The sequence below is a fragment of the Halobacillus shinanisalinarum genome, from assembly GCF_022919835.1.
In the GTDB taxonomy this organism is placed as follows: domain Bacteria; phylum Bacillota; class Bacilli; order Bacillales; family Halobacillaceae; genus Halobacillus_A; species Halobacillus_A shinanisalinarum.
This window is the reverse complement of the sequence record NZ_CP095074.1, coordinates 302,321-317,725: the sequence shown is the minus strand read 5'-3', so window position 1 is coordinate 317,725 and position 15,405 is coordinate 302,321. Positions and strand designations below refer to the sequence as shown.

At 39.8% G+C, this 15,405-nt stretch carries 17 protein-coding genes and 1 pseudogene; 14 read left to right on the top strand and 4 right to left on the bottom strand.

All coding sequences use genetic code 11. The features are described 5' to 3' along the window. Nucleotides 1–5: 5 nt before the first annotated feature. From pstC to phoU, 4 genes are all read left to right on the top strand, one after another. Complete coding sequence (gene pstC, locus MUO14_RS01735; protein WP_244753359.1) at nucleotides 6–953, top strand: phosphate ABC transporter permease subunit PstC; 948 nt, start codon at nucleotides 6–8, stop codon at nucleotides 951–953. After that, a complete protein-coding gene (pstA, locus tag MUO14_RS01730; RefSeq protein WP_244753358.1) occupies nucleotides 953–1,831 on the top strand; it encodes a phosphate ABC transporter permease PstA in 879 nt (292 codons plus the stop codon). The genes pstC and pstA overlap by 1 nt, the downstream gene beginning before the upstream one ends. A gap of 182 nt (nucleotides 1,832–2,013) precedes the next feature. Then, nucleotides 2,014–2,850: a phosphate ABC transporter ATP-binding protein PstB gene (pstB, locus tag MUO14_RS01725; protein ID WP_244753357.1), complete on the top strand. Its 837-nt coding sequence runs from the start codon at nucleotides 2,014–2,016 to the stop codon at nucleotides 2,848–2,850. A 27-nt stretch (nucleotides 2,851–2,877) separates the two neighbouring features. Next, entirely contained in the window at nucleotides 2,878–3,537 is a 660-nt protein-coding gene (gene phoU, locus MUO14_RS01720) for a phosphate signaling complex protein PhoU (RefSeq protein WP_244753356.1), read from the top strand. 244 nt (nucleotides 3,538–3,781) lie between these two features. On the opposite strand, the gene MUO14_RS01715 is transcribed toward phoU, so the two are convergent. Next, on the bottom strand, nucleotides 3,782–4,240 hold the full coding sequence (locus MUO14_RS01715) for an endolytic transglycosylase MltG (RefSeq protein WP_244753355.1): 459 nt from the start codon (nucleotides 4,238–4,240) through the stop codon (nucleotides 3,782–3,784). Beyond that, nucleotides 4,237–4,611: a hypothetical protein gene (locus MUO14_RS01710; protein ID WP_244753354.1), complete on the bottom strand. Its 375-nt coding sequence runs from the start codon at nucleotides 4,609–4,611 to the stop codon at nucleotides 4,237–4,239. Before MUO14_RS01710 ends, MUO14_RS01715 begins: the two co-directional genes overlap by 4 nt. A 178-nt stretch (nucleotides 4,612–4,789) precedes the next feature. Here MUO14_RS01710 and rpmG point away from each other — a divergent pair, with 178 nt between their 5' ends. The 4 genes from rpmG to MUO14_RS01690 all read left to right on the top strand — a co-directional run bounded on the left by rpmG (nucleotide 4,790) and on the right by MUO14_RS01690 (nucleotide 7,521). Further along, complete coding sequence (gene rpmG, locus MUO14_RS01705; protein WP_079530279.1) at nucleotides 4,790–4,939, top strand: 50S ribosomal protein L33; 150 nt, start codon at nucleotides 4,790–4,792, stop codon at nucleotides 4,937–4,939. 51 nt (nucleotides 4,940–4,990) lie between these two features. After that, a complete protein-coding gene (locus MUO14_RS01700; RefSeq protein WP_244753353.1) occupies nucleotides 4,991–5,551 on the top strand; it encodes a 5-formyltetrahydrofolate cyclo-ligase in 561 nt (186 codons plus the stop codon). An 81-nt stretch (nucleotides 5,552–5,632) separates the two neighbouring features. Next, a complete protein-coding gene (locus tag MUO14_RS01695; RefSeq protein ID WP_244753352.1) occupies nucleotides 5,633–5,812 on the top strand; it encodes a hypothetical protein in 180 nt (59 codons plus the stop codon). Nucleotides 5,813–5,991: 179 nt separating this feature from the next. Further along, complete coding sequence (locus tag MUO14_RS01690) at nucleotides 5,992–7,521, top strand: rhomboid family intramembrane serine protease (protein ID WP_244753351.1); 1,530 nt, start codon at nucleotides 5,992–5,994, stop codon at nucleotides 7,519–7,521. On the opposite strand, the gene MUO14_RS01685 is transcribed toward MUO14_RS01690, so the two are convergent. Continuing rightward, nucleotides 7,518–8,369, bottom strand: a complete 852-nt coding sequence (locus tag MUO14_RS01685; protein ID WP_244753350.1) for a hypothetical protein — start codon at nucleotides 8,367–8,369, stop codon at nucleotides 7,518–7,520. The genes MUO14_RS01690 and MUO14_RS01685 overlap by 4 nt on opposite strands. Nucleotides 8,370–8,456: 87 nt before the next feature. On the opposite strand from MUO14_RS01685, the gene MUO14_RS01680 reads away from it, so the two are divergent. The 5 genes and pseudogenes from MUO14_RS01680 (at nucleotide 8,457) to MUO14_RS01660 (ending at nucleotide 14,368) form a co-directional block, all read left to right on the top strand. Beyond that, nucleotides 8,457–9,497 carry a M42 family metallopeptidase gene (locus MUO14_RS01680; RefSeq protein ID WP_244753349.1) on the top strand — a complete coding sequence of 347 codons (1,041 nt, stop codon included), beginning with the start codon at nucleotides 8,457–8,459 and terminating at the stop codon, nucleotides 9,495–9,497. Between the two features lie 61 nt (nucleotides 9,498–9,558). Then, on the top strand, nucleotides 9,559–11,016 hold the full coding sequence (locus tag MUO14_RS01675; RefSeq protein WP_244753348.1) for a spore germination protein: 1,458 nt from the start codon (nucleotides 9,559–9,561) through the stop codon (nucleotides 11,014–11,016). A 61-nt stretch (nucleotides 11,017–11,077) separates the two neighbouring features. Further along, a complete protein-coding gene (locus MUO14_RS01670) occupies nucleotides 11,078–11,296 on the top strand; it encodes a YqgQ family protein (protein ID WP_244753347.1) in 219 nt (72 codons plus the stop codon). Then, nucleotides 11,293–12,242 (top strand): annotated as a pseudogene (locus tag MUO14_RS01665) (ROK family glucokinase). The gene MUO14_RS01670 and the pseudogene MUO14_RS01665 overlap by 4 nt, the downstream one beginning before the upstream one ends. A gap of 257 nt (nucleotides 12,243–12,499) precedes the next feature. Continuing rightward, nucleotides 12,500–14,368, top strand: coding sequence for an LTA synthase family protein (locus tag MUO14_RS01660; RefSeq protein ID WP_244753346.1), 1,869 nt, complete (start codon nucleotides 12,500–12,502; stop codon nucleotides 14,366–14,368). 85 nt (nucleotides 14,369–14,453) lie between these two features. On the opposite strand, the gene MUO14_RS01655 is transcribed toward MUO14_RS01660, so the two are convergent. After that, the gene (locus tag MUO14_RS01655) at nucleotides 14,454–14,618 is read right to left on the bottom strand and encodes a DUF2759 domain-containing protein (protein ID WP_244753345.1); all 165 of its coding nucleotides are present in this window, start codon (nucleotides 14,616–14,618) and stop codon (nucleotides 14,454–14,456) included. A gap of 151 nt (nucleotides 14,619–14,769) precedes the next feature. Here MUO14_RS01655 and MUO14_RS01650 point away from each other — a divergent pair, with 151 nt between their 5' ends. Further along, a complete protein-coding gene (locus MUO14_RS01650; protein ID WP_244753344.1) occupies nucleotides 14,770–15,393 on the top strand; it encodes an MBL fold metallo-hydrolase in 624 nt (207 codons plus the stop codon). The last annotated feature ends 12 nt before the right edge of the window (nucleotides 15,394–15,405 follow it).

Here is a 15,405-nt window from a genome sequence, read left to right as displayed (position 1 = left end):
TACCCATGGACAAACTTTTACGGTCAGAGGGAACAGAGTTTAATGTCCAACAATTAATAGAAGAAAAAAAGCGAAAAAAAAGTATTGCAAAAAGATTTGAAAAGATTATACCTGTCTTTTTATTCTTATGTGCAAGTGTGAGTGTATTAACAACGGTCGGTATTCTATTTACCTTATTGAGAGAATCAATAGGATTTTTTTCAGAGGTGAATATTTTTCAATTTTATACAAGCACAAATTGGTCCCCATGGACAGGTGAGTTCGGTGTGGCCCCATTAATTGGAGGAACACTACTCATTACACTTATTGCTACATTCGTGGCTGTACCTTTAGGTCTTATGGCTGCCATTTTCTTGAGTGAGTATGCAAATGACCGTGTTAGGAGAATCATAAAACCTGTTTTAGAAATTTTAGCAGGGATCCCAACGGTCGTATATGGATTCTTTGCTCTTACATTTGTTACGCCGATTCTTCAATCGTTCATTCCTGATTTAGGCATTTTTAATGCACTTAGTGCAGGGTTAGTTGTTGGAGTAATGATTATTCCAATGGTTGCGTCCCTTTCTGAAGATGCGATGAATTCCGTACCAAACAGTCTTCGTGAAGGTGCCTACGGACTTGGAGCTACAAGGCTTGAAGTAGTTATGAAAGTTGTACTTCCAGCAGCATTTTCCGGCATTGTCGCTTCGATCGTTTTGGCAATTTCTCGTGCAATTGGGGAAACAATGATTGTGACGATTGCAGCGGGTGCGACACCAAATCTTACGTTTGATCCTACACAGTCGATCCAATCGATGACAGCCTTTATTGTTCAAGCAGCAACAGGGGATACGACATTTGGATCTACGATATATTACAGTTTATATGCTGTAGGGATAACATTGTTTGTTTTCACATTACTAATGAATCTGTTATCTCAATATATTTCACGTAAGTTTAGGGAGGAATATTAATGCTTGGGCGCAATGAAGAAGCAATGCAGCAACAAGTAAAAGGGAGAGTATGGCTTAATAAACTCATGATGGCCGTCTTTTTTTCGGCCACCTTGATCGGTTTAATCTTTCTCGGCTTGTTAATCTATCGTGTATTGACTCAAGGAATTGGCTATTTAAGCTGGGATTATATTACGAGTTTTCCTGCGCCTTATCCAGAAGAAGCAGGAATTTGGGCTGGATTAATTGGTTCGATTATGTTGATGGTCATCATAGCTGTGTTCGCAGTGACGATCGGAATATGTACGGCGATTTATTTAGAGGAATATGCTCCCAAGAATAAACTCACCGGATTTATCCGTGTAAACATTCAGAATTTAGCTGGTGTGCCTTCGATCGTGTTCGGATTGTTAGGTTTAACTTTCTTTGTTTATATGTTTGGCATTGGCTATCGCTTGTTAGCAGGCGGTTTGACGATGGCACTGCTAATCTTGCCTGTGATTGTAGTCGCTGCCCAAGAAGCGGTGCGTTCAGTGCCGAATGAATTGAGAGAGGCATCCCTTGGTATGGGTGCGTCAAAATGGCAAACTATCGCACGAATTATTCTTCCAGCTGCCCTGCCTGGAATGCTGACGGGAACAATTATCGCACTTTCCAGGGCAATTGGAGAAACAGCGCCATTGATTATAGTTGGCGCAGCTACAGCTATTTATACACTGCCAGATTCATTAATTTCGAAATATACAGTTATGCCGATTCAAATCTATAACTGGACTGGCAGACCTCAGGAAGAGTGGCAACACGTAGCGGCTGCAGGAATTGTTGTATTGCTCATAGTGTTAATGATGATGAATGCCATTGCAGTGGGCATTAGAAATAAATTTCAAAAACGCCTATAAGAGGATGTTTAAAAAGGCACCAAATGATAAACGATGAATTTCTTTGTTGCTCGGTTTTTCAGGTCCTCACGTATGAAAAGCATACGCTGTGGTCCTCAAAACTTTCGCGCCTCGAACTTCTTGTTTCTCATTCGTCAGCTTTTTGAACACACACTATAACATTAGATGTGGAGGATTGCTAAATGACATTAAAATTGGGTGAAAGAAAAGATAAGGAAGTAAAGAGCACGATTTCGACAAATCGAAAAGCTGAACCTAAGCAGGATAGCCATGTGTTTGAGGTATCCGATTTAAATTTATGGTACGGGTCAGATCAAGCATTGCATAAAATCAATATGGGGATTCCGGAAAAGCGTGTCACCGCGATTATCGGACCTTCCGGATGTGGAAAATCAACTTATTTAAAAGCATTAAACCGGATGGTAGAAATGATACCGGTTGTTAAAACATCTGGTTCGATTAAGTATCGTGAGAAAGATATCTATGATGGTAAATTTCTTGTGGAAGATCTGCGGGCAAAAGTTGGAATGGTCTTTCAAAAACCGAATCCATTTCCTAAGTCTGTTTATGACAACGTTGCCTATGGTCCACGTGTTCACGGGATCAAAAAGAAAGCACTGCTTGATGAAATTGTAGAAAAAAGCTTAAAGGATGCAGCGATTTGGGATGAGCTGAAGGATCGTCTGAACGAAAATGCTTATGGTCTATCAGGAGGCCAGCAACAACGGGTCTGTATTGCACGTGCATTAGCTGTGGAGCCAGATGTAATACTGATGGATGAGCCGACGTCCGCGCTTGATCCAATCTCTACCCTTAAGGTAGAAGAACTTGTTCAAGAACTTAAGAAAAAGTACAGTATTGTTATTGTTACACACAACATGCAGCAAGCAGCTCGTATTTCTGATAAAACAGCCTTCTTCTTAAATGGGGAATTGATCGAATTTGCAGAAACAGATGAATTATTCCAAAATCCAAAAGACAGGCGTACAGAAGACTATATCACCGGACGTTTTGGATAATAAACAGTAAATGAAAGGTGGGTTTCCATGCCAATTCGTGTTCAGTTTGAAGAAGATCTACAAAGTATAAAAGATCAAATTAAACAGCTTTCCCTCGATGTAAAAGAATCACTAGATACAGCCATTTACGTGTTGTATCAAGGAGATGTAGACAAGGCCAAACAGATTATGGAAGATGATGTATTGATTGATGGCCAAGAAGGACAAATTAATGAAGAGGCGATTTTAACAATCGCTAAGCAACAGCCTGTAGCAACTGACTTGCGCCGTTTAATTGTGGCCATAAAAATATCCTCTGATCTTGAAAGAATGGCTGATCATTCAAAAAATATAGCCAAGGCTACGATCCACCTAGGAAGCAATCACGGAATTAAAATTAACCCCAATCTACGTGATATGGCCGTTCTCGCCATGGACATGGTTGACTTAGCCATTAAAGCATTCGATCATGAAGATATTTCGCTGGCACAGAAACTGGCGGCAATGGACGATGACATTGATGAACTGTACGGAAAAAGTGTACGTGAACTTCTTGAGGTAACAGCTATAAATCCAGAGCAAATCCAGCACATTATGCAAATGGCTTATACAGCAAGATATATTGAACGATTCGCCGACCATATCACGAATATAGGAGAAAGTGTCTTCTATTTAGTAAAAGGAAAAACCTACGATTTAAATAAGTAGTAAGAAAAGCGTAGAGGGGCGTTTAGACCAGCACGCATAAGCGGAGCGACGAAGGGGGGACGAACTTCCCCACGTAGTTGAACCGCTTATGTCGAGACAGGTCTGCCCCTAGAAGCTGGACAGTAGAAAAGCGTAGAGGGGTGTTTAGACCAGCACGCATAAGTGTAGTGCCCTGGTCTTTAGCAACTAAAGTGTGATAAGGTAATTTCAAACTAAAAAGCTGACTCCATTTTGAGTCAGCTTTTTAGTTTGAAGTGATAACATCCGCCATTTGTTGCTTCGACATCTTTTCGTTAACTTCAAATTCACCTATTTGTATGTAACGACTATGGCCTTCTTCGCGTATATATTGATCAAAAGCTTTCGCATCCTCAATCATTTCCTGCTCATACAGGATCTCACTTATATCAGTTGAACTCATACCGGATTCAATTTCTAAAGTTATGCTTTTTGGCTCATGATTACTTTGGTTAGTGGGAGTGTTTTCTTCATTATTGGATGTTGCCTTGGGTGCTGCCATAGATTCCAACTGCTCGTCAGTTAAAATGTTGTAGCCTTTGTCCTCAAGCTTTTGAAACATGTCTTTTTCCGACAGTTGTGAAACATCACTCGAAACCTCGTCGGGCTCCATCCAATAAAAAATACTTAAGATAAGCGTTGCGGCCATTAATCCAACTGAGAATGAACGTACGGTTTGCTTCATCTTGCCGCTCCCTCATTTTTAAATTGAAGCAAGATGGAGTGGATATCATGTTCATTCAAATTGGTATCCTTTGCAATTTCTGATGGTGAATACCCCTTTTTGTGCAAGTTTTGTACCCTTGTAACTAAAGGAGGGGTCGGTGATTGTTTTTGGTAGTGGGACTGTTTTAAAATATCCTCTGTTAGATCACCTGAAAGCAGCTCTTCCTCTAGAACATTTAATTTCTTCTTTATTTGATAGCTGTCTTGCATAAATTGCAACGATAATTGTTCTACTTGATCTTCTACATCCTTTAGCCGATCATTCATGAAGAATGAGAGGATAAACAGGATAATAGCTATTGAAGCTAGTGTAATTAGTACAGGGATCATTTACTTTCACTCCTATCTTCCACGTTCATTTATACCATAGAATGGGGAGGATATCTATGCATATTTCGGATATTTACAAGAATACACACTTGAAAGCTATAGGAACATTTGATACTATTATAAGGTCTGATTATGTGGATAAGACAGTGAATTGAATCATGATTTGGAGGGATAAACCATGCGTGTAAACATTACACTTGCTTGCACTGAAACCGGTGACCGTAATTATATTACTACAAAAAATAAGCGTACGAATCCAGAGCGTCTTGAGCTTAATAAATATAGCCCGCGCCTAGGTAAGTACACGCTTCATCGTGAAACTAAATAAACAGCAGGAGCTACTCCTGCTGTTTTTTTGTAGGTAAGAAAGGAGCAGCCGATGGAGAAAAAAGAGTGGCGCACGAGAGGGAAGGCCTTGTTGCGTTCTTTTTCGGCGTTAGAAAAAGGACGTATTGAAGAGTCCATACATAATCAACTGTTTCTATCAGAGTTATGGGATAGAGCACGGGTGGTTGCTGTAACTGTTTCACTCCCTGATGAGTGGTCGACGAAGCCGATCATTGAACAAGCATGGGCTGAAGGCAAGAAGCTGGTTGTCCCTAAATGTGACCCGAAATCTAAAACGCTCACCTTTTACAGCTTGAAGAGTTATGATCAATTAGAGTCTGTTTATTTTGGATTACAAGAACCGAATCCTGCAATCGCCGAAGCTGTAAGCAAAGAGGAGATCGAACTATTGGTCGTTCCAGGGTTGATATTTGATCATAAAGGTTTTCGAATTGGATTTGGCGGAGGTTTCTATGATCGCTTTCTCACAGACTTCAATGGAATTACTGTTTCACTCATATCCAAGAAACAGTTAACAACTCAGCTGCCATCTGAAGTGTTTGATATTCCTGTACAGCACATTATAACGGAGAAGAAGTGGCTTATAATGTAAACAAAGTTCCTGCACTCATTTTAGAATAATGACTTCAAAAAGGAGAACAATAATCGTAAATGAAAATGAGGTGAGTGGAAAATGACTCGCGTTCTTACGTGGATGATTACTGTTCTTTCTTTTGGTACTTTGATTTACCGTTACCGTTATAAAGTCCTTGATTTGCTAACGGCTGTTCCCTATTTAAGGCGATGGCTTATCCAGCAAACAATGAGTGTGCCCTATGTGAGAAGAAAATTAGTTTCTAATATGTTTAAATAGGCTAGGCTGTCAGGAGTACTGACAGTCTTTTCTTTTTAGAAAAACAGCGTGTGGTTCGATTTTAGGATGTTTAGTTTTTAAACCATTAGGTCCGTTAGTTTTTCCTGATAAAGCAAGTGCTTCGCTTCATTTAAGCCAGGCATGCTATGATGAATGTGTAGAAGAGAGGGGGAGCGGATTTGTTTGTTAAGCAAGAATACTTTTTATGGAAGCTTGCCCATGACCTCGTTAATCAGCAAGGCTTTGAAATGTTACATGTGAATGTTGATAACAGTGAAATATGGCTTGAAAGAGATAAGAGAGGCAAGGTTCAAGTTATTCGCTTATTTCACGGTCAGTTCAACTGGCGAAACGAATTGATTCGCGATTTAGAAAGGATTAAATTACAGATGAAACAAAATAAGCGTTTGTTTCGCGGCAAACGCTTATCCTTATATTGCCTTTATATTTCAGAATATCCTCCGGTTGATGAATGGGAAGAGATGAACCAAAGCGAACTTACGAATCATGAACAAACGACTATTCATTATCTAGATGATGTTCACAAAATGGAGCGCGTTAAAGCCCTTTATGAAGAGTTAGGAATGCGCGTGCCAGATCTATCCCTTGAGATCGATGAGCAGGAGGCAGAAGGGCAAGTCCATTATTTAAAACAGCTTATTGCCACAAGTCAATGTGAGAAAAAGCGAGAGAGTGAGGCATTGTTCACTTTTGGAAAACCAATGCTTACGTATGTACTACTCGCGTTAAATATACTTGCTTATTTGTTTATCGAGTATAAAGGGAGCACTACCTCTATTACAACATTGATTGAATATGGTGCCAAGTACAACCCGGCGATTGTTGACGGGGAGTGGTGGCGCATCCTGAGCTCAATGTTTCTTCATATCGGTACACTACATTTATTAATGAATATGCTCGCCTTATACTATTTAGGAGCAGCAGTAGAAAGGATATACGGGACTCTTCGCTTTACATTTATTTACTTCTTAGCAGGTATTTTTGGCGGACTAGCAAGCTTTATGTTGAATCCACAAGTGGCAGCTGGTGCCTCAGGAGCGATTTTCGGATTGTTCGGTGCTCTCTTATATTTTGGGGTCCATTATAAGCGGCTTTTCTTTCGTACAATGGGGTATAACTTAATTTTCGTTATAGGAATTAACCTTGCTTTTGGGATCCTTGTCCCTCAAGTTGACAATGGAGCTCATATGGGTGGCTTACTAGGTGGTTTTATTGCGTCCGCTGTGTGCAACCTTCCAAAGAAGAAGCAATGGGTCTTTCAAAGCTTTGCAGCTGTGGCTTATACTTTAGCTATTGTGCTGATGATTATTCTTGGAATTCAACAGACGGATGACGAAACATATGCTCTTATACAGGTTAAACAATCCCAACAGTTAAATGAACAGCAACAATTTCAAGAAGCCATTGCTCTGACAAACAAAGCTCTGGATAGACCTGGTAACTTTGAGGCGGAACTACTTTTCAATCGATCTTATGCTTATACGCAGACAGGGCAGCTTAGCGAAGCCCAAAAGGATCTAGAACAAGTCATTGAAATAGATCCAGAATTTGCCGAGGCATATTTTAATTTAGCACTTATATACAGGCAGATGGGAGAGGTTGATAAGGCAAGCAAACATGCAAGTGAAGCGACAAAGCTTAAACCTGACAATGAACAGTTTCAAGAGCTTAGTCAAAAACTCAATTAATAATATTGAATAAGCTGGTGTTTCTCTCCCGCATCATCCTCATAAAGGACTATTAAATGCTTCCCGTTTTTGTCAAGAAGAATAAGTGGGATATAGCTCTGGATAGGGTGTTTGGATTGCGAATCTTCAATGCCGAGCACATAGTTTTTATATAACCCTTCCCAAAGTTGTCCTAAAATTCGCTCAAACTCTGCCCCAGTAGTGCCTGGAAAAGGATCTTCTTTACTAAAATCAGTAAGTTCAGTTAATGGGATGTGTATATATTTCTCCCTAGGTATTTGATAGTGATGAATAAGCTCGTCCCACTGTGCTTCCAATTGTTGATCGATGGCATGATCCAACTTTCCTGTCCATTCTTTTTCTTCCGTTGATTGTGCCTTATGAAAAGCAGTTTTTTTCGAGTGTGGAGAATCAATGATATAAAGCGTGTCGGTGGTTGTGGTTTGTATGCTTTTTATCTCATCATTCTTTCCGTGTATTTCGCCATGATGGAAGGAGATGGCTTCATACTTTTTACTGTCTTCTCCCTGCAATATTGTTTGTTTTTCAATGTGTTGCGCATTTTCTTTCCATTTGTTGACTACACCTTTTAAACGTCCATTTACATATAGCAATGATACATCTTGACGTAAATACATCGAGTCATTGCTGGAGGAGGCGATCTCCCATTTTATTTCATCATTATCCTCGTCATCTGAAGTAGTCAGGGTTGTGGCTGCCTCGGTAAAGTAATGGCTATCGTCAATTGGAAAGTATTTAATAACCGCTTGGTCTCTTGAAGATATGAATAAATACGTGAAAACGATTGCTACAAACCCTATAAATACGAACATCCAAACATGTTTCATTCCCGAGCATCTCCTTTATAATAGATGGTGCTAACGCTTTTCTTGAAAGAAGGTTGTATAAAAACTTATGATACTGGAGGAATTTACATGCAAAAAAATAACAATTATATCATCGATCATTTAAAACAACTCACTTCTATACCGAGTCCATCGGGATACACAAAGGAAATAATGAAGTATTGTGAGAACGTCTTGCGTGTGAAAGGTGTAAACACGTATATGACAAATAAAGGTGCGCTTATTGCAACAATAAAAGGAGCCGACGAGGAGAAGCAGCGTATGCTCACAGCCCACCTTGATACATTAGGCGCTATGGTGAAGGAAATAAAGTCTGACGGTAAACTGAAACTATCCATGATTGGCGGATTTATGTGGAACAGTGTAGAAGGCGAGTATTGCATCGTTCATTCAAATAACGCGGACTATAGTGGGACAATATTGATGGAACAAGCATCTGTTCATGTTTATAGAAATGCAACGGAAGAAAAGCGTGACGATACAAATATTGAGGTAAGAGTAGATGAACAAGTGAAAAACCGGGAAGATGTTCTGGGTCTGGGGATTGAGGTAGGAGATTTTGTTTCCTTTGCTCCACGCTTTGAACAGTTAGATAGTGGATATATTAAGTCACGCCATTTAGATGATAAAGCAAGTGCCGCTATACTTCTACATATGCTTGAGGACATCATTGATGAACAAATCCAGCTTCCTTATACAACACATTTTTTCTTTTCCAATAATGAAGAAATTGGCTATGGTGCAAATGCGTCGATTCCAGATGCAGTTGAAGAATATGTAGCGGTGGATATGGGAGCAATAGGCGACGGACAAGCATCGACAGAACACGATGTGTCAATTTGTGCTAAGGATTCATCGGGTCCCTATCACTTAGAACTTAAGAATCAAATGGTACACTTAGCTGAAGAAAATCAAATAGGTTATAAAGTAGATATCTATCCTTTTTATGGTTCAGATGCTTCAGCAGCTATTCGTGCTGGGTTTGATTTTAAACATGGGTTGGTTGGCCCAGGGATCGATCCCTCTCATTCTTATGAACGTACACATACCGATTCCCTAATCCATACCTTTCATTTGCTTATGAGCTACATCCAGGCTGAGATGATCTAGTTGTATGATTTTGTATGTTTAGTAAAAGCTAACCCCTATAAGCATCAAAAGGGGGGGTTACATGGAAAAAGAGACAAAGCCTCTATTTGATACCTACGAGGAAAATGTCGACTATATAAAAGATAGGTTAGGTGTGGATGAGAGCTTTGATATGATTCACCTGGATCTTGTGTATGCAGGAAGAAAAATGTCATTTTTTATGGTGGATGGATTTGTAAAAGACGAAATTTTACATTACATTATGAAACTTCTGTCACGCCTCGACCCTGAAGAGCTTGAACCAGATCCGCTTGAGAAACTGCTTAAGACTCATCTTCCTTATATGGAATTAGGGAAGGAAAAGGATTTAATAAAAGCTTCGGACTTAGTATTAGGAGGACCGACCGCTCTCGTCGTTGAAGGCTTAGATGAGATTATAATGATTGATGCTCGTACCTACCCCGTTAGGAGCCCCAAGGAGCCTGATCTAGAAAAAGTTGTACGCGGCTCCCGTGATGGATTTGTTGAAACGATTGTTTTTAATACAGCCCTAACAAGAAGGCGTATCCGCGATCGCTCGCTTCGGATGGAATACACACAAATTGGCCGCCGTTCACAGACAGATATCTGCTTGTGCTACTTAAAGGATATTGCCGATCCTGGGCGCGTCAAACATTTACAGCGTGTGCTGAGAGAGATAGACACAGATGCTCTTCCGATGGCTGAAAAGACAATTGAAGAATATATTAGCGGCCGGCATTGGAACCCCTATCCTGTTATCCGTTACACGGAGCGTCCGGATGTGGCAGCCGCTCATTTATACGAAGGACATATTTTGGTCATTATAGATGGCTCTCCCAGTGTTATGATTACGCCGGCTACGTTCTGGCATCATTTACAGCATGCTGAAGAATATCGTCAAAAGCCTTCTGTCGGTGCTTATCTTAGGTGGGTGCGCTTTATTGGAATCATGATTTCAATCTTTGCTTTACCACTATACTTTTTATTCTCTATGAATCCTGAACTACTCCCCCAAGGGTTAGCCTATCTCGGTCCTAAGGACACCGGGGCCGTCCCACTGTTTGCTCAATTTTTAGTTGCAGAAATAGGCATTGACATGCTCAGGATGGCGGCTATCCACACACCAAGCGCTCTGGCTACCGCACTTGGACTGGTAGCAGCTATTATCATGGGACAAGTAGCTGTTGAAGTCGGATTGTTTTCAAGCGAGGTTGTTCTTTACCTTGCCATAGCGGCAATTGGAACGTACGCAACTCCTAGTTACGAGTTAAGCCTGGCTAATCGTATCACCCGAATGGGATTGCTTATTAGTACGGGATTGTTTGGTTTGCCAGGATATGTGATTGGAATTACGTTTTGGATTCTTTACCTCACGAATATGCAAACATTTAAAACGCCCTTCCTTTGGCCGTTCATGCCGTTTTCGTTTAAAGCTTTCCGTGATATCTTTATACGCGCACCGATCCCCCTTAAAAATCGTCGACCTGCTTTCCTACACCCTAAAGACCCTGACAAGTAAAAGTCAGGGTTTTTGCGTTTTCATTTCATGAGTCCATGGTATAATGGGAACGGTGATGTAAATGAGAACAATCTATGACATTCAGCAGCTTTTAAAACAATTCGGAACTTTTATTTATGTTGGGGATCGTCTGGCTGAACTAGAATTAATGGAACAAGAAATACAGGAGCTTAATCAAGCGCAATTTATAACAAAAGAGGACTACCAGATGGCTATTTTACTGTTACGTACAGAAATTGCCAGAATGAGGGACGAAAGAAAAGGGGAGATAAGTCCATGAGCGAAAACTACTGTTTTGGTGTGGACGTTGGGGGAACAACGATAAAGCTTGCGGTATTGTCTACAAAGGGAGACATTTTAAAAAAGTGGGAAATCCTCACTGATAAAAAAGAACAAGGCGGATATATACCTCGGGATATTTACCAGGCAATTGATTCGGCGCAAACTGAATTATCATTACATAAGTCGAACATTCTAGGAATTGGTGTGGGAGCACCGGGTTTTGTTGATACGAAGACTGGTTATATTTATGAAGCTGTAAATATTGGCTGGAGGAACTTTGATTTTGGTAAACAGCTTGCAGATTTGTCAGGCTACCCTGTTTGGGTTGATAATGATGCCAACTTAGCCGCACTCGGGGAAAATTGGTTAGGCGCTGGCGGTGGAGTTGAAAACCTAATTGCTGTAACGCTCGGGACTGGAGTTGGCGGGGGATTATCGCCAACGGTCAAATTATCAGCGGTGCAAATGGCATGGCAGCTGAAATTGGTCATATGACAGTCATCAAGAGTGGCGGAGCCCCTTGCAACTGTGGCAAATCGGGGTGTCTTGAAACGGAAACTTCTGCTACCGGAATTGTAAGGAAGGCAAAAGAAGTGTTAGCAGAATATCCAAATTCTTCTCTAAGTTCGTTTCCTTCGATGACAGCTAAAGATGTCTTTCAGGCGGCAGCGGATCATGATGAAGCCGCTAGCAAGGTCATAGCATCGATCACAGACACGCTTGGATTAACTATAGCAAATTTAGCCATTGCTATTAATCCGAACAAGATCGTGATTGGTGGAGGGGTATCTAAGGCAGGATTACAGCTTCTACAGCCGCTCAAAGAAGCGTTTAAAACTTACGCACTGCCACGCACAGCTGAAGCTTGCACATTTGAAATAGCTGAGCTTGGAAATGATGCAGGTGTAATAGGTGGGGCTTATTTGGTAAAAGAGAATCTATAGATGGAAAAGGAGCCAAAGATTGGGCTTCTTTTCTTTTTATGTAGGGTTTCTTTTTTTACAGACGTCTATTAAAATAGGTGGGTACTGGAAATGAACAACTTATGTATAAAGAAATGTGAAACTTTTAGGGGTCCATATTCGTCATATAAGAGGAAACAGTTTAATAATTATGATACGTGGAATTTATTAAAAAGAAAGTGTGTCCAAGTAAATTATTCGTAATTTTTATGAATGCACTGGATGAAGGAGGAAACCTGATGCAATTGAACAAATTGCGAATACCTTTATTCGTTATTGCCTCTATTCTATTTGGGGTAAAAACTTATATTGTATATAGGTTCATGTTTGACCTTTCTATAGAAAATGCACTGCAAGAATTTATTTTGTTCTTCAATCCAATAGCTAGTGCGTATTTGGTTTTCGCTATCAGTGTTTGGTTGAAGCGTAAGAATCAAATGAAATATATAAGATGGACCGCATTAATCGGTTCTTTAGTACTTTATATTAATTTAGTCTTTTATCGAAACTTTACGGATTTCATTACCATACCTGTATTGTTTCAGGGTAACAATGCTGCTGACTTAACATCAAGTATCTTTACACTCATTCACGTGGAGGATTTATTGTTAATTATAGATGTTGTCATCATTTGGTTTCTTAGTAAAAAGATGTTTGATTTGTCTGTTGACTTTTCAAAGAGTGGAAAGATTGCCGCTACAGCTGTTACTTTCTTATTGTTATCAGGGAATGTTGCATTAGCAGAGCTAGAGCGTCCAATGCTCTTTGTACGTGCATTTGATCGTGAATATTTAGTGAAAAATATCGGAGTCTATAATTACCATGTTTATGATGCTATGATGCAAACGAAGACAAAGGCCCAGCGCGTATTTGCTGATAGCAGTGAAATTAGTAAAATTGAAAATTATATTCAAGAAAATGCGGATACAGATAAAAAGTCAGAGCTATTTGGCATTGCAGAAAACAAAAATGTGATTTTTGTAAGTATAGAATCATTTCAAAACTTCCTCTTGGACTCGGAGATTAATGGAAAAGAGACCACGCCTTTCCTTAACGATTTAAAAGAAAGGCAAGACACAATATGGTTTAAGAACTTTTATCATCAAACAGCTCAAGGGAAGACGTCAGATTCAGAATTTATTGTGGAAAATTCACTCTATCCACTTGGAAGAGGGGCCGTCTACTTTACAAATGCACAAAATGAATACCATGCTTTGCCTGAAATATTAGACAACAATGGGTATACGTCATCCGTTTTCCACGCTAACAATAAGAGCTTCTGGAATCGGGATGTTATGTATGAAAATGTTGGCTATGATGAGTTTTATGGGCAACAATCGTATGACGTAACTGAAGAGAATTCTTTCGGTTGGGGACTTGAAGATAAGGCGTTTTTCTCACAATCGGTCGACAAGTTGAAACAACAGGAAGAACCTTTTTATAGTAAATTTATTACCCTTACCCATCACTTTCCGTTTGAGATACCTGAAGAAAAAGCAAATATCGATAAGTACGATTCAGGTTCGGAAACATTAAATAATTATTTCCAAACGGCTCGCTACACGGACGAGGCTCTTGAGCAATTCTTCCAACAGTTGAAAAAATCAGGAATTTATGAGGATTCCATTATCGTTCTTATGGGGGATCACTATGGGATTAGTGAATTTCATAACAATGCGATGGGAGAATTTCTAAATAAGGAAATTACTCCTTATGAACACATCCAGTTGCAACGTGTTCCATTCATGATTCACATTCCAGGCTATGAAAATGGGGAAATTCGCGAAGAAGTTGTTGGACAAATCGATGTCAAACCGACATTATTAAGTCTTCTCGGTATTGAGGCAGAAAATGACTTATCGTTTGGGACAGACATGTTTGTTGAAGATCAGCAGAAATTTACTGCTTTAAGAGATGGAAGTTTCATAAAAGAGAAATACGTTTATACGGAAGGTACGTGCTATGATCGTGAAACAGGGGAACCACTTGAATCTGAGAATCAGGCTTGTCAACCAACGAAGGAGAAAGTAGAAAAGGAACTAAGTTATTCAGATAATATTATTTACGGCGATTTGTTTAGATTTTATGATTTCACTGATGAAGGGTAAGAAAGGAAGAGCTTTCCTTAATTGGAAGGCTCTTTTTATAGCAACATTAAAAAACCGAGCTGCATAATCAGCTCGGTTTTATCAATTATCCAAATAAGTTTGCGTAAATTGTCATAACAGAGAACCAGCCAAAGACTAGCGCTGATGCTGCCGCAAATAGTACTGCGAAGAAATTCTTTGTTTTGATTTCACGGAATACGGCACATACGCAAAGGATTGTTACGAGTAAAAGAATAATAGCTGTTACCACAAATAAGCCCTCCTATATCCCTTATCATTATTATCATTCTACATTTTATAGATGTTATACTATATGTAGCTCATTTCATTACTCACTCATTCTATAGTATCTAATTCGATTTGTCGAGTCCTTCTCAAACTTTTTTTACGAGGTGATATCAATGCTGAAAATTACACGATTACCACTAGGACCCTTAGCGACTAACGCTTATATTATTTACGAAAATCATCAGGCGCTAATCATTGACCCTGGTGGGGATTTTGATAAACTTCAGGAATTCATTTTAGAACGTGATTTAAATGTGAATGCCATTTTATTGACCCATGCTCATTTTGATCATATCGGTGCAGTAGAGGAGACAAGGAAAGCCTACCAAGCCCCTGTATATTTGCATGAAGCTGAATCCAATTGGCTCAGTGACCCGTCACTGAATGGTTCTGCATTATTTCAAATCGAGGAAATAAAGGCAACCCCCGCTGATTTTATCCTAGAACCCGGAATAAAAGAAATCGGTCCTTTCACATTTGAAGTTCGACATACACCCGGCCATTCCCCGGGTAGCATGTCATTTGTCTTTCGGAACCAGCGCTTTACAATCGGTGGAGACACATTGTTTCAGCAAGGAATGGGAAGAACAGACCTACCAGGGGGTAACAGACATCAGCTGACCAAAAGCATTCAAGAACAGTTGTTTAGTTTAAGAAATGACATGAGAATTTATCCTGGTCATGGTTTACCGACGACAATTGGGGAGGAAAAAGCGAATAATCCGTTTTTCAATTAACTCCAGGAAAAA

Coding starts and splice junctions, on each gene's coding strand:
- pstC (WP_244753359.1), top strand. CDS start 6: ATGGACAAACTTTTACGGTCAGAGGGAACAGAGTTTAATGTCCAACAA.
- pstA (WP_244753358.1), top strand. CDS start 953: ATGCTTGGGCGCAATGAAGAAGCAATGCAGCAACAAGTAAAAGGGAGA.
- pstB (WP_244753357.1), top strand. CDS start 2,014: ATGACATTAAAATTGGGTGAAAGAAAAGATAAGGAAGTAAAGAGCACG.
- phoU (WP_244753356.1), top strand. CDS start 2,878: ATGCCAATTCGTGTTCAGTTTGAAGAAGATCTACAAAGTATAAAAGAT.
- MUO14_RS01715 (WP_244753355.1), bottom strand. CDS start 4,240: ATGAAGCAAACCGTACGTTCATTCTCAGTTGGATTAATGGCCGCAACG.
- MUO14_RS01710 (WP_244753354.1), bottom strand. CDS start 4,611: ATGATCCCTGTACTAATTACACTAGCTTCAATAGCTATTATCCTGTTT.
- rpmG (WP_079530279.1), top strand. CDS start 4,790: ATGCGTGTAAACATTACACTTGCTTGCACTGAAACCGGTGACCGTAAT.
- MUO14_RS01700 (WP_244753353.1), top strand. CDS start 4,991: ATGGAGAAAAAAGAGTGGCGCACGAGAGGGAAGGCCTTGTTGCGTTCT.
- MUO14_RS01695 (WP_244753352.1), top strand. CDS start 5,633: ATGACTCGCGTTCTTACGTGGATGATTACTGTTCTTTCTTTTGGTACT.
- MUO14_RS01685 (WP_244753350.1), bottom strand. CDS start 8,369: ATGAAACATGTTTGGATGTTCGTATTTATAGGGTTTGTAGCAATCGTT.
- MUO14_RS01680 (WP_244753349.1), top strand. CDS start 8,457: ATGCAAAAAAATAACAATTATATCATCGATCATTTAAAACAACTCACT.
- MUO14_RS01675 (WP_244753348.1), top strand. CDS start 9,559: ATGGAAAAAGAGACAAAGCCTCTATTTGATACCTACGAGGAAAATGTC.
- MUO14_RS01670 (WP_244753347.1), top strand. CDS start 11,078: ATGAGAACAATCTATGACATTCAGCAGCTTTTAAAACAATTCGGAACT.
- MUO14_RS01660 (WP_244753346.1), top strand. CDS start 12,500: ATGCAATTGAACAAATTGCGAATACCTTTATTCGTTATTGCCTCTATT.
- MUO14_RS01650 (WP_244753344.1), top strand. CDS start 14,770: ATGCTGAAAATTACACGATTACCACTAGGACCCTTAGCGACTAACGCT.